The organism is Rhodoferax sp. U2-2l (genome assembly GCF_020594515.1).
GTDB lineage: Bacteria > Pseudomonadota > Gammaproteobacteria > Burkholderiales > Burkholderiaceae_C > Rhodoferax.
In genome coordinates, this window is sequence record NZ_JAJCTH010000008.1 from 74,166 (window position 1) to 91,173 (window position 17,008).

A 17,008-nucleotide genomic window follows, 5' to 3' on the forward strand; every position below is an offset into this window, starting at 1 on the left:
ATGAAAACCGACAACGTCCTGCAAACCATTGGCAACACGCCCCACATCCGCATCAACCGCCTGTTTGGCAACAGCCACAAGGTGTATGTGAAGTCCGAACGCGGCAACCCGGGGGGCTCCATCAAAGACCGGATCGCCCTGGCCATGGTGGAAGCGGCCGAGAAATCGGGTGACTTGAAACCTGGGGCCACCATCATCGAGCCTACGTCGGGCAACACCGGTGTCGGGCTGGCGCTGGTGGCGGCTGTCAAGGGCTACAAGCTGATTCTGGTGATGCCCGACAGCATGAGCATCGAGCGGCGCCGCCTGATGCTGGCTTATGGCGCCAGTTTCGATCTGACCCCACGTGAAAAAGGCATGAAAGGCGCCATTGCCCGCGCCCAGGAGTTGGCCGCGGCCACCCCCAACAGCTGGATTCCGCAACAGTTTGAAAACCCGGCCAACATCGAGGTGCACGCCCGCACCACAGCGCAGGAGATTCTGGCCGACTTCCCCGAAGGCATTGACGTGATCATCACCGGCGTGGGCACCGGCGGCCACATCAGCGGGGTGGCGCAAGTGCTCAAAGCGAAATGGCCACAACTCAAGGTGTACGCGGTAGAGCCCTCGGCCTCACCGGTCATCTCGGGCGGTGCGCCGTCGCCGCACCCGATCCAGGGCATCGGCGCTGGCTTCATCCCCAAAAACCTGAAAACCGAGCTGCTGGATGGCGTGATTCAGGTGGACGCCGAACCGGCGCGCGAATACGCCCGCCGCAGTGCGACTGAAGAAGGGCTGCTGGTCGGCATCTCCAGCGGCGCCACCTTGGCGGCCATTGCACAGAAACTGCCCGAGATTGCCGCAGGCGCCACCGTTCTGGGGTTCAACTACGACACTGGCGAGCGCTACTTGTCCGTCGAGGGCTTTTTACCAGGCTGACCAACGCAGCACACTGACACGGGCGCCTTGGCGCCCCACTTTGGTTCTTTCTTTGCGTCATTTTTTCGTCATGCACCGAGAAAGAATTTTTAAGCACCAAAAATAGTAACGCCTCGGTGTGAACAGTGGGGTTTTTTATAATGACATGCACTTTTATGGAGCATGATTTATGAAATACCCCTCATCACACGCCTTTTTGACACAGCTTGAACGGCGCAGCCCGGGCCAGCCCGAATTCTTGCAAGCGGTCACGGAAGTGATGGACAGTCTTTGGCCCTTTATCTCGACCCACCCGAAATATGCCGACCAAGGCCTGCTTGATCGTCTGGTCGAACCCGAGCGCACCATCATTTTCCGGGTGTCCTGGATCGACGACCATGGCACGGTGCAAGTCAACCGGGGTTACCGCATCCAGCAAAGCATGGCGATTGGTCCGTACAAAGGCGGCCTGCGTTTTCACCCCTCGGTGAACCTGTCGATCCTGAAGTTTCTGGCCTTCGAGCAAACCTTCAAGAACGCGCTGACCACGCTGCCCATGGGTGGTGCCAAGGGCGGTGCCAACTTTGACCCCAAAGGCAAGAGCCCGACGGAAATCATGCGGTTCTGCCAAGCCTTTGCGACCGAGTTGTTCCGTCATGTCGGGTCTGACACCGACGTGCCGGCGGGTGACATTGGCGTGGGTGGGCGTGAAGTGGGCTTTATGGCCGGCATGGTCAAAAAACTCAGCAACCGTGCCGACTGTGTGTACACCGGCAAAGGTTTGTCGTTTGGCGGCTCACTGATCCGCCCGGAGGCCACGGGCTACGGCACGGTTTACTTCGCCGAAGAAATGCTCAAGCTCAAAGGCATGAATTTTGACGGGCTGCGCGTCAGCGTGTCGGGCGCCGGTAACGTGGCCCAGTACGCCATTGAAAAAGCCATGTCCCTGGGCGCCAAGGTGGTCACGGTGTCGGACTCCAGTGGCACTGTCATTGATGAGGATGGCTTCACCCCGGCCAAGCTGGCTGAACTCATGGAAGTCAAAAACGAGCTGTATGGCCGGGTGTCAGACTACGCCGACCGCATCAAGGCCCGTTTCGAGCCGGGTCGTCGCCCCTGGGGCGTGCCGGTGGATGTGGCGCTGCCCTGCGCCACGCAAAACGAGATCAACGGTGACGACGCCCAGACGCTGGTGAAAAACGGTGTCAAGTGTGTGGCCGAAGGTGCCAACATGCCTTCCACGCTGGAAGCTGTCAAGGTGTTTGAAGCAGCCGGGGTGATGTACGCCCCCGGCAAGGCCAGCAACGCCGGCGGTGTCGCCACCTCGGGCCTGGAGATGAGCCAGAACGCCATGCGCCTGAACTGGCCGCGTGAAGAAGTGGACGCCCGCCTGCACAGCATCATGAAAAACATCCACGAGGCCTGCCTGCAACACGGTCGCCGCGCGGACGGCAGCGTGAGTTATGTGGACGGCGCCAACATCGCCGGGTTCGTCAAGGTGGCCGACGCCATGCTGGCGCAAGGCGTGATCTAAGCACCACCGTATCGCCGCCGCTAGCGCGGCGGCGCTTTATCATCGGCGGCTTGCTTGATGAACACGAGCCCGCCATGATCAGACTCTCCGAACTCAAACTCCCCCTGTCCGCCTTGCCGGTGGTGACCCGCCGCGCCGCCGATGCCCCGGCAGAAACCGACGCCGACCGCGCACCCATCATCCACCCGTTTGAGGCCCTGACGCGAATGAGCGCCCAGGCGCTGGGTGTGGACCAGGCCGCCATCACCCATTTACACGTCTTCAAACGCAGTTTTGATGCGCGCAAGGCCGAGCTGCTGGCGGTGTTCATCGTCGACGTCACACTGAACGATCCGGCGCTGGAGGCCCGGTTGCTGGCCCAGTTCCAGGGCAACTCACACATCCAACCCACACCCGACATGGCTTACAAGCTGGTGGCCACCGTGCCCGCCAATCTGCCGCTGCGCCCGGTGGTGGTGGGTTTTGGCCCGTGTGGCATGTTTGCCGCGTTGGTGCTGGCGCAGATGGGCTTCAAACCGATCGTGCTGGAACGCGGCCGCAAGGTGCGTGAACGCACCAAGGACACCTGGGGCCTGTGGCGCAAACACGTGCTCAACCCCGAGAGCAATGTGCAGTTTGGTGAAGGCGGCGCTGGCACGTTTTCGGACGGCAAGTTGTGGAGCCAGATCAAGGACCCGCGCCACCTGGGCCGCCAGGTGATGACCGAGTTTGTCAACTTTGGCGCGCCGCCCGAGATTCTGGTGGAGGCGCACCCACACATCGGCACATTCAAACTGGTCAAGGTGGTGGAGAACCTGCGTGAACGCATCATCACGCTCGGTGGCGAGATTCGTTTTGAGCAACGTGTCATGGATGTGGAAGTCGACACGTCCAACGGCCAGCGCCAACTGCGTGGACTCACCGTGCTGGACCAGCCCAGCGGCCAAACTTACGACTTGCGCGCCGACCAGGTGATCCTGGCGCTGGGCCACAGCGCACGCGACACCTTTGCCATGTTGCATGGGCGCGGTGTGGCCACCCAGGCCAAACCGTTTTCGGTCGGCTTTCGGATTGAACACCCCCAAAGCCTGATCGACCGCGCCCTGTGGGGCCGCCACGCGGGCAACCCGGTGCTGGGCGCCGCCGCCTACAAGCTGGTGCACCACGCGCAAAATGGCCGCGCCGTCTATAGCTTTTGCATGTGCCCAGGCGGCACCGTGGTAGCAGCCACCAGCGAACCAGGCCGCGTGGTGACCAACGGCATGAGCCAATACTCACGCGCCGAGCGCAACGCCAACGCCGGGCTGGTGGTCGGCATCGAACCCGTCGACTACCCACAGGACAGTGCCGCGTTTATTGAGGCTTTTGGGCCTGTGACCGGCGGACAATATGCGCAGGAAGCTCTTGAATTGAGAGCATTTGATCCGAAAGCCGTGCACCCGCTGGCAGGCATCAACCTGCAGCGCCAGCTCGAAGCCAATGCCTATGTGCTGGGCGGCAGTAACTACGAAGCGCCCGGCCAGTTGGTGGGTGACTTCATCCGGGGTGAAACATCGAGCCAGTTTGGCAGCGTGTTGCCCTCGTACAAACCGGGCGTCAAGCTCGGTGATTTGCACCCCGCCCTGCCCGACTACGCGATTGCCGCGCTGCGTGAGGCGCTGCCAGTGTTTGGCAAAAAGATCAAGGGCTTTGACCTGCCCGACGCGGTATTGACCGGGGTTGAGACCCGCACCTCGTCCCCCTTGCGCATGCCGCGTGGGGATGATTTCCAGAGCATCAACACCACCGGTCTGTATCCGGGTGGTGAGGGTGCCGGTTACGCCGGGGGCATCCTGTCGGCGGCGGTGGATGGCATCAAGCTGGCTGAGGCTTTGGCGCGGCGGGTGGTTGGGTAGTTATTGGTCGAATTGGCCTGTAGCCCTTATTCTTCGAGGGCTTGTAGCTATCGTTTTTTGGGATTGCTTGGTGCGCGTGGCGCCAGGCGAGCAGCGGGGTAACCGTTCTCCGGCCCCCTCGCGGGAGACGGCTTCAGTTAGCCACTGGCCTGGGTGTCACGTCTGATGGTGATGCACCAACAGTCTCATCACGCGAATGGGTTCTGCGCCCGGTTACCCCACCACTCGCCTTCAATGGTTTGGGATGCGCTGTTGGGGTCAGATATTTGGGCTCTCGGTTCGCGCTTTGACACAGCTTTTTTTGTGGAAAAAATCTATGCATTTGGCTAGATTTTTTGCAAATTCAGCCGCATACATCAACAATCTATGCATTTGGATATATTTCTCACTAACAACAGCGGGGCAACTTAGAATCTACTCGCTTGCATATATTTCAGGAGGGCCGCCATGCTGTTACCCGTGACGACAGTTGCTGAGCTTGGCATGCTCTTGCGCGCCACGCGCAAGTCCCAGGGTGTGCGTCTGGACGATGCGGCGGGCGCCGCTGGTGTTGGCCCGGTGTTTGCCGGTGAGTTCGAACGTGGCAAAGAAAGTGTGCAGTTCGATTTGGCGCTCAAACTTTTGCAGGAGCTGGGTTTGCGGCTCCAAGTGGATGTGCCGGACTCGGCCCTGCCCCTGTTCAAGCAGCTGCAGGAAACTGGCCTGAGGCCGCTGCCCAAAAGAACCTCCCGTAAACCAGCCAAGGATGCCGCATCATGACCAGCACGGCAGCGCGGATGCTGAATGTCTTCGTGAATGAGCGCCTGGTCGGGCAGCTTCGCGCGGCAGATGACATCTGGTCCTTTGAATACGCGACCAGCTGGCAACAAGACCCGGAGGCGTTCAGCCTGGCGCCCGGTTTGCCCAAGGAAACCACCCTGCACACCGACGGCTCATCGATGCGGCGCGTGCAATGGTATTTTGACAACCTGCTGCCGGAAGAACTCTTGCGAGATGTGCTGGCCAAGGAGGCCAACATCGACACCTCCGACGCATTCGGCCTGCTCCAGCACTTTGGTGCAGAGTCTGCGGGCTCGCTGGTGCTGCTGGCGCCGGGGGCCGAGTCTACCGAAAAGGGTCGCAAGCCACTGACCCGTGCCGAGCTACAAAAACGTATAGCCAACCTACCGCATGCCAGCTTAAGCAGCGATGCCCCCAAGCGCATGTCGCTGGCCGGTGCCCAGCACAAAATGGTGGTGATCAAGGCGGGCAACGAGCTGTACGAGCCTTTGGCGGGCACGCCGTCCACCCACATCCTCAAGCCAAACGCGCTGTCGCCAGACTACCCCTCGTCGGTGATCAACGAGTTTTTTACCATGCGCTTGGCCCGTGCCGTGGGGCTGGAGGTACCTGATGTTGACCGCTTCTACACACCGGCGCCGGTGTACCTGGTGGCGCGGTTTGACCGCACAAGCAGCCCGAACGTGCAGCGGCTCCACATCATTGACAGCTGCCAGTTGCTCGACAAATCCCGCGCCTTCAAGTACCAGCAAGCCAACCTGCAAACCCTGGGTGAAACCATCCGGCAATGCCGCGCCAAGACCGTCGCCCGGGTGCAGCTGTATCGCTGGCTGCTGTTTAACGTGATCGTTGGCAACGGTGACAACCACCTCAAGAACATCTCGTTCAGAGTGAGCAGCGCAGGCAGCGAACTCGCCCCTTTTTACGACCTGCTCAGCACCGCAGTCTACGCCACGCCAACCTATGCCCACCAAAACGCCACCTGGCCCCGGGTGGAGATGGCGGTGTCCATTGAAGGCGCTCACCATTTCAACGACATCACCCGCGACAAGTTGCTCCAGGCCGGAGAGGCTTTGGGACTGGCGCCAGCCACAGCCGCCCGCGAACTCAGCACCATGGAACGCGACCTGCCCAAAAAGGCTGACCTGCTTTTTGACGAGATCACCCAAACCTTTGAATCACTCATTCAAGAGAGCCCATCACCAGACGCCGTGCGGCAAGTTCAAGGTGGAGAGTTGATGCTGCTGCGGGCGATCCGAAAAATCGTCATGCATGACATGCTGGAGCGCATTCAAAAGCGTTGAACTCGCCAACCTTGCCTGACCAGTTGCTTCTTCACGATGAGAACTGGCGTGGCGCTGATATGGCAATTGGTCGGATGGTTTTTGGTCAAATTAGCCTGAAGCCCTTGTTTATCAAAGGCTTGTAGCTATCAACTATGTAGTTCTTGATGGACTTGGTTCGCGTGGCGCCAGGCGAGCGGCGGGGTAACCGTTCTCCGGCCCCCTCGCGGGAAACGGCTTGGGCTAACCGCTTGCCTGGGTGTTGCGTCTGAAGGTGGTGCGCTACCTGTCTCATCACGCGAATGGGTTCTGCGCCCGGTTACCCCACCACTCGCCTTCAACGGTTTGGATACGCTGTCAAGGAAAGCAGGTCCGATTGAACCCCAGAGCTGCCAGTCAAATCTCCTGGCAACCGGGATCCAATCTGCTGGATTTGGATATAACGGTTAGCCATGCCTTTTTACCTGCATGTAATGAGCGGCTGCGCGAACAGCCAAAAGTAAAAACGCCGGAGCAGTACAGTGAAACAGAACTATCCACCCATAACTGAATAGTGCATTGGCGAACAGGTAGGGATTCTGGTGAATTGGGTTTAATGCGTATACGGCAATAGCGAACAGCGGAGCGATGAATACAGAAGCGGCGACGCTTTGAACCGTACGTTGGACTGATGTTGAAGCCAAGGCTGCGGGAATCAGGCAAAGCAGCGTCAGATATGCGGGAACATTAATGGGGCTCGGTAGGAGATTCGCCCACTCCGGAAGACGAACGGTCTTAGAAAAATTGAAGATCTCAGCCCATATGACCATAACTGTCGACAGGAGAGCCAAACTTGTCAGCATGGATATGCGATCACGGTTCACGATGGGATAAATTGAATGGCTAACGTTGGAGGCCACTGGCGCACAACACATGTCGAGAGGCGGCATCTTGATGTTGTGTGACCGCGTCCATCACTTCCGACGTTGCGTTGGTCTTGTTTGGTTCGCTGGGCAATGGTTTCATTGCTGATAGATTGAGCCTCTGGATGCGAACTCCAACAAAACTACTTGCTGATCTGCTAGAACAGGTTCATACACAAGTCGGTATTCTCCGATGCGATATCGCCACAGGCCTTTGAATTCGCCCGTGAGTGGCTTCTTTGTGTCTCCTTGTGCAGTGAGAGGATCCTGTGATAGGTTGGATATAACTTCCAGAATGCGTCCTTGAAGCTTCTTGTCGATGTCCGCAACAGACTTTCGAAAGTCTGAAGTGAAGGCGATCGACCATGCCATAGGTCGAGGTCGTGCTCTAGAAAATCGAATTCCAGAATCAAACTCATCATCAGACTCCTCAAGCGTGCTTTCTGGCTGAGGTTCATGACGAGACCATAGTTCACGCAACTCAGCAAGGTACTCGTACTCATATGCGAATACCTCAAGGGCAACTGTTTGGTCTCGAAATAGCCGCATGATTGTGCGTCCTATGCTCATATGAAATGGCCTAACGTTCCGCTGCCGAACTTCTATCTTGGTTGCCCCAAACCAAACGACGACATAAGTGGGAGCTGCTGGGGTCCAAGCACTATAGCCAGCGCATCACCGGGACAGACCCGCGTCGGGCGAAGTTTTTCTTTCGGTGGCGCGGGCGCAACGGTTCTAAGTGGTGGAGTGATGCATCGGCGCGGGTCCATGCCCATCTCACCCCTCGACGCATTGACACAAAAATGCCTCTAGCCCTCATGAATCAAGGGGAAAAAGCTATCAATACCATATCAACCTAGTCACACTTGCGGGATGGCGTGTTGGCTTTGGGTCAGGCCGTTTCCCCTGCCTCCAGCCACAGCAGCAACTCGTTCGCGTCCACAAACTGGTCCTCGCTAAAGACCCTGATACCAGCGCTTTCCAGCAAGGCTACCAACACACCTTGCTCGGCCACCCGCACGCCTGCGAACGTGCCGTCGTAGATGTAGCCCGAGCCGCAGGATGGGCTGCCTTCCTTGAGCACGGCCACGCGGATGTCTTGGCTTTGGGCTTGCAGCAGCACGTGCTGGGCGCCGGAGATGAACGCATCCGACACGTCCTGGCCCTGTCGGTCAAACACCCTGGCTTGCCCCAACAACACTCTGGCGCCACCGGCACCTGCAGTGATCTCTGCGGGTGGGCGTGGCACGGGCAGGCCGCCCGAAACCTCGGGGCAGACTGGGATCACGCGGCCTTGCGCGAGCCATTGCGCCAGCACCTCACTCTCGCAGCGTTTGTGGATGGCGTTGTAACGCACGGGCTGGCCAAGCAGGCAGGCGCTGACCAGCACAAGCGGCATCGGTGCCGGCCAGACGCTGGGGTGCGAGGCGGCGCTGCTCATCGCTGCATCAGTGCAAACACGCCCCAGCCCAGATAGTCACGTGTGTTGGTGGCGTAACGCGTGGGCTCGGCGTTCAGCTGGGCGCGCACCTCGGGCGCGAATTCGTCGCCCGGGTTGGCCTCCAGCCAGCGGCGCATGGTGAGCCATTTGGCGGCCTCGTAGCGGTCCCAGCCGTCCTGGTCGGCCAGCACCATTTCCACCACGTCGTAACCCAGCTGGCCAAAAGATGCCACCAGTGCTGGCAGCGTGAGGAAGTCGCTGATGGCGTGGGCCAGGCAGCCTTTGGCCACCTCTTCTGTCGGCGGCAACTGGCGCCAGAACGGCTCACCAATCAGGATGATCCCGCCGGGGCGCAGGCTCTGCGTCAGCAGCGCGATGGTGCCGGCAACGCCGCCAGCGATCCAGGTGGCACCCACACAGGCGGCCACATCCACCTTCTGCTCAGAGACAAAACCCGCTGCATCGCCGTGGATGAACTTGACCTGGTGGGCCACGCCGAGTTCTTCGGCGCGATGTTGGGCTTGCTCGGTGAACAGCTGGCTCATGTCGACGCCGGTGCCGGTGACACCGTGGTCGCGCGCCCAGGTGCACAACATCTCGCCCGAGCCGCTGCCCAGGTCCAGCACACTGGCCCCGGGGGCCAGCCGCAATGCCGCGCCCAGGCTGGCAAGTTTGTCGGCGGTGATCGGGTTGTGGATGCGGTGTGCGCTCTCAGTGATGGTGAAGATCCGAGGGATGTCCATGGTGGAGAGATTCCTGAGGGGTGTGAGGCGATGTGGCGACGGCCTGTGTGATGTTGCCGTTTACATAACGATGTACACCCTCGTTGCAGCCCACGCTCGATTGACTAAAACCTCTATAAGAAGCTCAATTATCGACCGGCGGCAACAGCCCCCACGGCAATGGCGCGCACGGCATCTCCGCCTGAACTGCAAAGTCCGAAGTCAGGCAGCGTTGCCAGCACTTCGGACCGCTCTCCAGTCACGCGATGGCGATGATCAGATGTTCCAGACCGATGCTTTTCCGCGGCGCAATACCGCGTCCACCGGGTTGCGACGGGCGACCAACTCGGCTGAGCACGATGCTGCGACGAATGTCAGGTCAGCGTTATCGCCCACCTTTGGCCAGACCACTTTGCCCTGGTCGTCCAGCGGCGCCACGCCGCGTGTGATGTACTTCAGCGCGCGGTTCAGGCTGTACTCGTCGTCCCAGCCATTGATCTCGCCCAGGCGGCTGGCACGTTCGATCATGCTGCCGCTGCCGTAAGCCGACCAGTGGTCATTGATGCAATCGGTGGCCAGGTGCAGCATGATGCCCTTGCTGGCGAGTTCTTTGACGGGCGGGGCCGGCGTATCGATGGGCGCGGTCGAAATGACTTGCATTTTCACAGCCGCCATGCGACTGAGCACCTCATCGAGGATCGGGTTGCCCTTCAGTTGCCCCAGGCAATAGGCATGGCTGACGGTGACCCGACCTTGCCAGCCGGCGTCTTCGGTCAGTTTGGCCAGGCGCGAGATCACAGAGGCGCCTTGGGCACCCGGTTCATGCAGGTGCATGTCGATCGGGGCGTTGTGTTTGACCGCCAGTTCCATGGTCGTGTTCAGCGAGCGCTCGACATCGCCGTCGATGGAGGTGGGATCGAGGCCACCGACGATGTTGAAGCCATTGCGCATGGCCTCGTCCATCAATTTGACGTGCTTGAGCAATCCATGCTGCGGGAAAGCCACCATGTCAAAGTCAATCTTGTCTCGATACGCGGTCAGCGCCTCCAGGACCTTGTCCTTGTTGCGCAAACCCTGCACCGGGTCGACGTTGCACTGGACACGCATGTGGGTGGTACCAAAACTGGTACTGAGGTCAATCAGCGCCTTGGCCTTCTTGGGGGTGTCGGCCAGAAATGGCACCAGAAAACCCTCCTCCTCCTTGATGCGTTGTGCGACGCTGACAAACGGCACGGCGGCCTTCCATGGCCCGCCGTAATGGCCTTTGTCCAGATGGATGTGCATGTCGGCAAATGAGGGAAGTGCCAGACTCTGCTTCATGTCGTACTGGGGCAAGCCGTCAGCGGGTCGTGATTCAGCGATGGACATGATCTTGCCGTTTTCAATCAGCAAATGGGCCTTTCGTGTCTTGGTTGACAACACCTGGTTCTCGGCGCCCCGCTCAAAGCCATCTTCCAGTGTCACGTTGGTCAGCCAGAAGCGCGCTTCCTTGGGCTTGGCGCTGCCGCTGGCAGGCTGACGGGCTGGGTTCTGGCCCGCCTGTGCAGTCGCCGAAGCGAGGGTTAGCGCGCCCACGGCGGCGCTTGCTCCGGCCTGCATGATGCGGCGGCGGTTGACGTTCATTTCAATGCTGTTGAAGTGTTGCATTTAGCGTTTCCTTTTGGTTTGAACCAGTGTGCTGTTCGAAAGACCCATGGATGCCACAAACGTCGTCCCTGCCGTTTCGACACCATCAGCGGCCCGGCTAGTTGGGCACCGATCATGAAAAAACGTCATCGATTCCGTTTGTGCAGAAATTCTCCAACCGAGGTACCGAAAGAAACTGCGTCAAGATCAAGCCATCACACCTTCTCAACAATGCCGCTGTGATTGTTCGAATAGGTGTCGCAATCCCGGGTTTTCCAAAGGCCACGCAGATCTTGTTGGCAACAACGTCCGCCAAAGCGGACGTTTTAATTCAGCACTTGGCGATTGAAAGAGGGTGACGTGAAGAAACCAAAACCCCGTGGGCAGCGCGCGACGGGGTGGATACTGGATGGGTGGCGATGGACGACCCGGCGAGCTGACGAGCCTGAGGCGTGCAAGCGGCAGGGCCCATGCGTGCACGGCTGCGCCACGCCACGCCCGTCAAGGCGCTACCTGCCAGCTACTCACCTTGTCTAAGCATGGATGCCGTGGCGGTGACAGGCTTGACAAACAAACTGCCCACAAAAAAGAAGATGGCGGAAGAAACAATGCCACAGGCAACAACTGAGAGTTCAGGGGCATAAAAATTGACCACCAGGGCAACGGTCGATGCCAAGCCCCAGGCACCAAAGGCCAGCGGCCGCCAGGTCACGGCACCCTGCGCATGGTTGGCTAACTTCTTGTGCAGAACCAGCCGATCCATGATGATGATGGTGGCTATGGGCGGAACAATCAAGCCCAGCAGATTGAGCCAGTCCTGAAAAGCGTTCCAAATGCCAGTCATGGCAACCAGGACACCAATAGAACCCAAAATCAGGGTGAGCGACCGCATTTTTCCACCCGTCATGTGGGACCAGCCCACTGCGCCGTTGTACAGGCAGTGGGTGCAGCCCACGCCCAGATTGATAAAAACAAAAATCACAGCCAGGATGGAAAGCAGCGTGCCTTGTCCCGACAGGATCGAAATGAAGTCACCACCATTGAGTTCAGGAGACAGCACAACGCCGGTTGCGACAATCACGGCACCAATCATTTCCGCCATGAATTTGGCGAACGGAAAAGCGGTGAACGCTGCCAAAAAGCCTTCACGACCATTGCGCGCCCAGCGCGTAAAGTCTCCGGTCATCGTGCCAGAGTCGGAAAAGGTGGCAAACACCAAAGTCACCGCCGCGCCAAACGACATGGCCCCCGCCGTTGCAATAGGCTGGTAATTGAAGATGTCGGCATTGCCGGTCTTCAGTGCGATCACGACCGACACACCGCCCAAAATAACGTACAAAGGTGCGGCGATCCAGCCCAAAATAGCCAGTGCCTTGATGCCGATGAAGGTGGCGCCGATGTAGAGGACGCCGCCCAGCAGCGTCATCAACAGCAGGTTGGCACCAAACGCACGAAACATCGTGTCGCCGGTGAGACCCACCATGAGGGCAAACCAGCCGATGACCACCGTGGAAAGCAAGCCCGAAACAACGTAATAGCCAAATCGCCCAAAGGTCTTTTGGGCGGTAATGGCAAAGTTTTCTCCAGTCTTGCCCGCCAGGTAGCTCAAGGCGCCGACGATGACGCAAAGCATCATGTTGCCCGTCAGGATGGCTGCCGCGCCCACTTTGAATCCAAGCAAGGCGGTCACGATGCCGCCGATGACCGCGCTGGTCAGAACCATGGGAAAGCTGTACCAGACAGCCGCCACCGAAGCAAATGGTTTTCGATGCGCCAGTGGCACCGGGGTGTGCTCGAATTCCGGATCCAGCAACGAGCTCTCTACGTTTTGACCTGACATATCTGACCTTCCTTTTAAAAAATGCTTGTTCCCATGACCGCGCCTGTGGCCCTACCTGCCGTCTCGAAAAAAATCAGCGGGCCGGCTGTTTGTGCGCTGAACATTCGAAATGTGTCGTCGCTTCAATTGGTGCAGAAATTGTCCAAGCGTGGTCAAAAAGGCAAGAGCGCAGGCGTCAAGCGCAAGTCACTTCTCATCAATGCGGTCTTGATTGTTGAAAAATGCATCACCCACTCTGGCTGGCACCATGGCGCGAAACCATCAGAAAAAGCCAACCGTGGACGAGCCACTTCGTGGCCTGCAGATGCGATGGTCGGTGAAGAGATTTGCCCCGCTTTTGAGAGCGCAGCGCTGGGTGAGGAGACGGCGTTGACCCGATCGGCCACGCTGTAAACCATGAACTTTGGCGGCGCCAAAATCGTCGATCTGGCTGGCTTTGTGCGCGAACCGGCCGTCGTTTTGGGATGAATCTGGGTCCAGATTCACACCAGCATGTCGGGGACAATCGCGCCTCACGTCTTAAATGGCCCGCGCTAACGTGCCTGAAGGGGTGAGCAGGACAACGCGCATACCGCCACAACATGCGCCCGCTCGATCTTCGTTCCCGTCCATTCTTTTGCCATTTCGCCGATGCAACTCAACCGAAAACAACTCGTACTCCTGGCTTTGCTGACCCTGGTTTGGGGATTCAACTGGCCAGTGATGAAGTTGGGCGTGACGGACTTCCCGCCACTGACCTTTCGCAGTCTTTGTCTGTGGCTGGGGCTGCCGGTGGTGGTGGCGGTGATGGTGACGCGCAAGTTGCCATTCAAGGTGTCACGGCAAGACTACCGCGAGGTGTTCTGGCTCGCCATGACCAATCTGGTGATCTGGAACGTGCTCATTATTTTGGCTATCAAGTACCTCAGCAGCGGGCGCTCGGCCATTTTGGGGTACACCATGCCGATCTTCTCGGCGCTGCTGGGCGCCTGGTTTTTCGGCACACGGCTGCGGCTGCGCAATTGGATCGGCGTGGCGGCGGCAGCGCTGGGCGTCGGGCTGCTGCTGTGGAACGAAATGGCCAACCTGTCGGGCCAGCCGCTGGCGGTGTTGGGCGCGCTGGCGGCGGCGGCCACCTGGGCTTACGGCACGCAGCTCATGCGCAATACCCGATTGGTCGTGCCGACCCTCACGCTGGCGTTTTGGATGATGTTGATCACGGCGCTGACGATGACGGTGCTTTGTGTGGCGCTGGAATATCCGCAGTGGCAGATGCCGTCGGGGCGGACTTGGTTTGCCATTGCTTACAACGCGGTGCTGGTGTTTGGCTTTGCGCAGGCGGTCTGGCTGACGCTGGCGCGCACGCTACCGCCGATTGCCTCGACGCTGAGTGTGATGATGATTCCCATCCTGGGTGTTTTCTCGGGCGCACTGGGGCTGGGCGAACAACTGCACTGGCAAGACTGGACGGCCGTCGGGTTGATGGTGGTGTCCATGGTCTCAGTGCTGGCGCCCAGCCGTGCGATGGCCAAAGCCTGATGGCATTTTGATGTCATGGCGAGCACGGCATGACGATCTAGCGACCCTGCCGTCGACAAGTGGCGTGCTTGAGCCTTGGTCAGCAGGGCATGGTGTGGTGTAGCCGGGGCGTTTTTATGAGGGGCCACCAATCGCGCCACCGTCGAAGGCTAGCGGGAGCGGCTGGCGCAGTACCTGCCGTGTTGGTCCACAGCGAGGATACGACGCCAGGCCACCCAAGGCCGTGGCGACACTTACTTGCCCGCGCGAATCTTCTTCAACTCAGCCTGGGTTTCGTTCCACAGGTCCATGCCGATGTCGGCGCCGATGCTGGCGTACACCTTGGTCAGCTTGTCGCGCATGCGGGCGGATTCGGCGGGAGACAGCTCATTGATCTCCATGCCCTTGGCTTTGAGGTCGCCCATGGCTTTGGCGGCTTCGGCGCGGGTGTCTTTGCGCTCAAAGTCGCGGCTGGTCGTGGCAGCGTCCATCAGCACCTTTTGCTCGTCTTTGGAGAGTTGGTCCCACCATTTTTTGCTGACCGTCACGATCCACGGGCTGTAGACGTGGTTGGTCACCGTCATGTACTTCTGCACTTCGTAGAACTTGCTCGACAGGATGGTGTTGAACGGATTTTCCTGGCCGTCCACGGTTTTGGTTTCCAGCGCGGTGAACAACTCTGAGAACGCCAGCGGGATCGCGTTGGCACCCAGCGTCTGGAAGCTGTTCAAAAACACGTTGTTCTGCATCACACGCAGCTTGATGCCCTGCATGTCTTCCATCTTGGTGATGGCGCGTTTGCTGTTGGTCAGGTTACGGAAGCCGTTTTCCCAATAGACCAGACCCACCAGGCCTTTTTCCTGCAGTTTGTTGCGCACCTTGTCGCCAATCGGGCCGTCGAGCAGGGTGTCGGCTTCTTTCACGTTGCTGATCAAGAACGGCGTGTCCCACAGCGCCATTTCCTTGGTGATGCCCACCAGGGTGGCAGTCGACCCGACCATCATCTCTTGCGCGCCACCAATCAGCGCCTGTTGCATCTGGTTGTCAGGCCCCAAGGCGGCGGCGCCAATGGCGCGCACCTTCATCTTGCCACCCGAGAGTTTGGCCACCTCGTCGGCAAACACCTTGGCGGCGCGGCCCTGGTTGCTTTGTTCGTTGAGGCCGTAACCAAAACGGATCAGGCGCGGTTTGATGTCTTGCGCTGCAGCCGCAAACGAGGCACTGAGCAAGGCCACGCTGGCGGCGGCGATGAGGGTTCTGCGAAGAAATGTCATGAAAATCTCCTGGGGTTGTGGGAAGTTGACGGGCGAAAAAACTCAGCGCATCCACGCCACGGGCGCGGTGACGATCTGCGGAAACAAGACAAAAGCGAAGAGGATCAGGGCGTAGGTGAGCAGGAACGGGTTCACCCCCTTGATCACCTGATGCATGGACAAGCGCCCGACACCGGCCACGACATTGAGCACGGTCCCAACCGGCGGGGTGATCAGGCCAATGGCCCCGTTGAGCACAAACATCAACCCGAAATAGACCGGGTCAATGCCCGCCTTGACGGCAATCGGCAGCATCACCGGGGCAAAGATCAGGATGGTGGGCGTCAGGTCCAGGGCGGTGCCAATCAGCACCAGCACAATCATCATCACAAACATCAGCGTTCGGGGGCTGTCCACCAGCGGCCCCAGCCAGCCGGTCAACACCGTGGGCAGGTCAGCCAGGGTGATCATGTAACTGGCCACCTGCGCGCCGGCGCACAAGAACATCACGATGGCGGTGGTTTTGGCGGCCCGCACCAACACACCATGCACCTGCCCAATTTTCATTTCCCGGTGGACGAACAGCGAGACCACCAGCGCGTAAAACGCCGCTACCACCGCCGCCTCGGTCGGTGTGAAGATGCCGGATTTCAGGCCGCCAATGATGATGATCGGCATCAACAGCGCCCAAAAAGCCTTGAACGTCGCCTTGATGCGCGCTGACATGGGCAGCGGCGTGCCTTGTGGCAAGTCCATATCACGCAGCACCAGCTTCCAGGCAATGATCAAACCCGCGCCCATGATCAGGCCCGGCACGATGCCTGAGAGGAACAGCAGCGAAATCGAGGTGTTGGTGGTGACCCCGTAAATGATGAACGGCATGCTGGGCGGGATGATCGGGGCGATGATGCCGCCCGAGGCAATCAGGCCCGCCGAGGTCTGCATCGGGTAGCCCTGCTGGCGCATCATGGGCAACAAAATGGTGGCCAGCGCGGCGGTATCGGCCAGCGCCGAGCCACTCATGCTGGCCATCAACACGGCCGCACCAATCGCCACAAAACCGAGTCCGCCGCGGATGTGGCCAACCCAGGCCTGGGCCATGATGATGATGCGCTGGCTGATGCCACCGGCATTCATCAACTCGCCCGCCAGAATGAAAAACGGCACCGCCAGCAGCGGAAAGCTGTCCACCCCGGCCACCAGGTTTTGCGCCAGCAGCTGCGTGTCCCAAAAATCCAGCACCCAGGCCATGCCGGCACCTGTGAGCACCAGCGCCAGCGCCATGTTCAAGCCGATGCCCATCAGGCCCAGCATGCCAAACACAAAAACCAGAAACGCCAAACCTTCGTTGCTCATCAT

Annotated in this window: 15 protein-coding genes; 7 read left to right on the forward strand and 8 right to left on the reverse strand. The window is 59.4% G+C overall.

Translation table 11 applies throughout. The features are described 5' to 3' along the window. From cysK to LHU53_RS09130, 5 genes are all read left to right on the forward strand, one after another. Positions 1 to 918 (forward strand): cysteine synthase A, encoded by a 918-nt coding sequence (gene cysK, locus LHU53_RS09110; protein ID WP_227332329.1) that lies wholly within the window; start codon positions 1 to 3, stop codon positions 916 to 918. A gap of 169 nt (positions 919 to 1,087) precedes the next feature. Then, positions 1,088 to 2,431 (forward strand): NADP-specific glutamate dehydrogenase, encoded by a 1,344-nt coding sequence (gene gdhA / locus LHU53_RS09115; RefSeq protein WP_227332330.1) that lies wholly within the window; start codon positions 1,088 to 1,090, stop codon positions 2,429 to 2,431. A 74-nt stretch (positions 2,432 to 2,505) separates the two neighbouring features. Beyond that, positions 2,506 to 4,305 carry an NAD(P)/FAD-dependent oxidoreductase gene (locus LHU53_RS09120; RefSeq protein WP_227332331.1) on the forward strand — a complete coding sequence of 600 codons (1,800 nt, stop codon included), beginning with the start codon at positions 2,506 to 2,508 and terminating at the stop codon, positions 4,303 to 4,305. 447 nt (positions 4,306 to 4,752) lie between these two features. Then, positions 4,753 to 5,064, forward strand: coding sequence for a transcriptional regulator (locus tag LHU53_RS09125; protein WP_227332332.1), 312 nt, complete (start codon positions 4,753 to 4,755; stop codon positions 5,062 to 5,064). After that, positions 5,061 to 6,389, forward strand: a complete 1,329-nt coding sequence (locus LHU53_RS09130; RefSeq protein WP_227332333.1) for a HipA domain-containing protein — start codon at positions 5,061 to 5,063, stop codon at positions 6,387 to 6,389. The genes LHU53_RS09125 and LHU53_RS09130 overlap by 4 nt, the downstream gene beginning before the upstream one ends. A gap of 425 nt (positions 6,390 to 6,814) precedes the next feature. Here the strand turns inward: LHU53_RS09130 and LHU53_RS09135 are convergent, their stop codons facing one another. The 6 genes from LHU53_RS09135 to LHU53_RS09160 all read right to left on the reverse strand — a co-directional run bounded on the left by LHU53_RS09135 (position 6,815) and on the right by LHU53_RS09160 (position 12,899). Continuing rightward, complete coding sequence (locus tag LHU53_RS09135; RefSeq protein WP_227332334.1) at positions 6,815 to 7,210, reverse strand: hypothetical protein; 396 nt, start codon at positions 7,208 to 7,210, stop codon at positions 6,815 to 6,817. A 159-nt stretch (positions 7,211 to 7,369) separates the two neighbouring features. Then, a complete protein-coding gene (locus LHU53_RS19870) occupies positions 7,370 to 7,840 on the reverse strand; it encodes a type II toxin-antitoxin system RelE/ParE family toxin (RefSeq protein ID WP_370632264.1) in 471 nt (156 codons plus the stop codon). A 322-nt stretch (positions 7,841 to 8,162) separates the two neighbouring features. Next, positions 8,163 to 8,669: a DUF523 domain-containing protein gene (locus LHU53_RS09145; RefSeq protein WP_227332423.1), complete on the reverse strand. Its 507-nt coding sequence runs from the start codon at positions 8,667 to 8,669 to the stop codon at positions 8,163 to 8,165. 38 nt (positions 8,670 to 8,707) lie between these two features. Beyond that, positions 8,708 to 9,454, reverse strand: a complete 747-nt coding sequence (locus LHU53_RS09150) for a cyclopropane-fatty-acyl-phospholipid synthase family protein (RefSeq protein WP_227332335.1) — start codon at positions 9,452 to 9,454, stop codon at positions 8,708 to 8,710. 255 nt (positions 9,455 to 9,709) lie between these two features. After that, positions 9,710 to 11,080 carry an amidohydrolase gene (locus LHU53_RS09155; protein ID WP_227332336.1) on the reverse strand — a complete coding sequence of 457 codons (1,371 nt, stop codon included), beginning with the start codon at positions 11,078 to 11,080 and terminating at the stop codon, positions 9,710 to 9,712. 499 nt (positions 11,081 to 11,579) lie between these two features. Continuing rightward, entirely contained in the window at positions 11,580 to 12,899 is a 1,320-nt protein-coding gene (locus LHU53_RS09160) for a cytosine permease (protein WP_227332337.1), read from the reverse strand. 33 nt (positions 12,900 to 12,932) lie between these two features. Between LHU53_RS09160 and LHU53_RS09165 the strand changes: the two genes are divergently transcribed. Both LHU53_RS09165 and LHU53_RS09170 read left to right on the forward strand, forming a co-directional pair. Beyond that, positions 12,933 to 13,292, forward strand: a complete 360-nt coding sequence (locus tag LHU53_RS09165; protein WP_227332338.1) for a hypothetical protein — start codon at positions 12,933 to 12,935, stop codon at positions 13,290 to 13,292. Between the two features lie 237 nt (positions 13,293 to 13,529). After that, positions 13,530 to 14,417 (forward strand): DMT family transporter, encoded by an 888-nt coding sequence (locus tag LHU53_RS09170; RefSeq protein ID WP_227332339.1) that lies wholly within the window; start codon positions 13,530 to 13,532, stop codon positions 14,415 to 14,417. Between the two features lie 233 nt (positions 14,418 to 14,650). Here LHU53_RS09170 and LHU53_RS09175 read toward each other — a convergent pair whose 3' ends face one another. Beyond that, a complete protein-coding gene (locus LHU53_RS09175) occupies positions 14,651 to 15,670 on the reverse strand; it encodes a TRAP transporter substrate-binding protein (protein WP_227332340.1) in 1,020 nt (339 codons plus the stop codon). A gap of 42 nt (positions 15,671 to 15,712) precedes the next feature. Further along, on the reverse strand, positions 15,713 to 17,005 hold the full coding sequence (locus LHU53_RS09180) for a TRAP transporter large permease (protein WP_227332341.1): 1,293 nt from the start codon (positions 17,003 to 17,005) through the stop codon (positions 15,713 to 15,715). Between the last annotated feature and the right edge of the window lie 3 nt (positions 17,006 to 17,008).

Bases quoted from the DNA above. Each gene is read 5' to 3' on its own strand.
- cysK (WP_227332329.1), top strand. From the start codon at position 1: ATGAAAACCGACAACGTCCTGCAAACCATTGGCAACACGCCCCACATC.
- gdhA (WP_227332330.1), top strand. From the start codon at position 1,088: ATGAAATACCCCTCATCACACGCCTTTTTGACACAGCTTGAACGGCGC.
- LHU53_RS09120 (WP_227332331.1), top strand. From the start codon at position 2,506: ATGATCAGACTCTCCGAACTCAAACTCCCCCTGTCCGCCTTGCCGGTG.
- LHU53_RS09125 (WP_227332332.1), top strand. From the start codon at position 4,753: ATGCTGTTACCCGTGACGACAGTTGCTGAGCTTGGCATGCTCTTGCGC.
- LHU53_RS09130 (WP_227332333.1), top strand. From the start codon at position 5,061: ATGACCAGCACGGCAGCGCGGATGCTGAATGTCTTCGTGAATGAGCGC.
- LHU53_RS09135 (WP_227332334.1), bottom strand. From the start codon at position 7,210: ATGCTGACAAGTTTGGCTCTCCTGTCGACAGTTATGGTCATATGGGCT.
- LHU53_RS19870 (WP_370632264.1), bottom strand. From the start codon at position 7,840: ATGAGCATAGGACGCACAATCATGCGGCTATTTCGAGACCAAACAGTT.
- LHU53_RS09145 (WP_227332423.1), bottom strand. From the start codon at position 8,669: ATGCCGCTTGTGCTGGTCAGCGCCTGCCTGCTTGGCCAGCCCGTGCGT.
- LHU53_RS09150 (WP_227332335.1), bottom strand. From the start codon at position 9,454: ATGGACATCCCTCGGATCTTCACCATCACTGAGAGCGCACACCGCATC.
- LHU53_RS09155 (WP_227332336.1), bottom strand. From the start codon at position 11,080: ATGCAACACTTCAACAGCATTGAAATGAACGTCAACCGCCGCCGCATC.
- LHU53_RS09160 (WP_227332337.1), bottom strand. From the start codon at position 12,899: ATGTCAGGTCAAAACGTAGAGAGCTCGTTGCTGGATCCGGAATTCGAG.
- LHU53_RS09165 (WP_227332338.1), top strand. From the start codon at position 12,933: ATGACCGCGCCTGTGGCCCTACCTGCCGTCTCGAAAAAAATCAGCGGG.
- LHU53_RS09170 (WP_227332339.1), top strand. From the start codon at position 13,530: ATGCAACTCAACCGAAAACAACTCGTACTCCTGGCTTTGCTGACCCTG.
- LHU53_RS09175 (WP_227332340.1), bottom strand. From the start codon at position 15,670: ATGACATTTCTTCGCAGAACCCTCATCGCCGCCGCCAGCGTGGCCTTG.
- LHU53_RS09180 (WP_227332341.1), bottom strand. From the start codon at position 17,005: ATGAGCAACGAAGGTTTGGCGTTTCTGGTTTTTGTGTTTGGCATGCTG.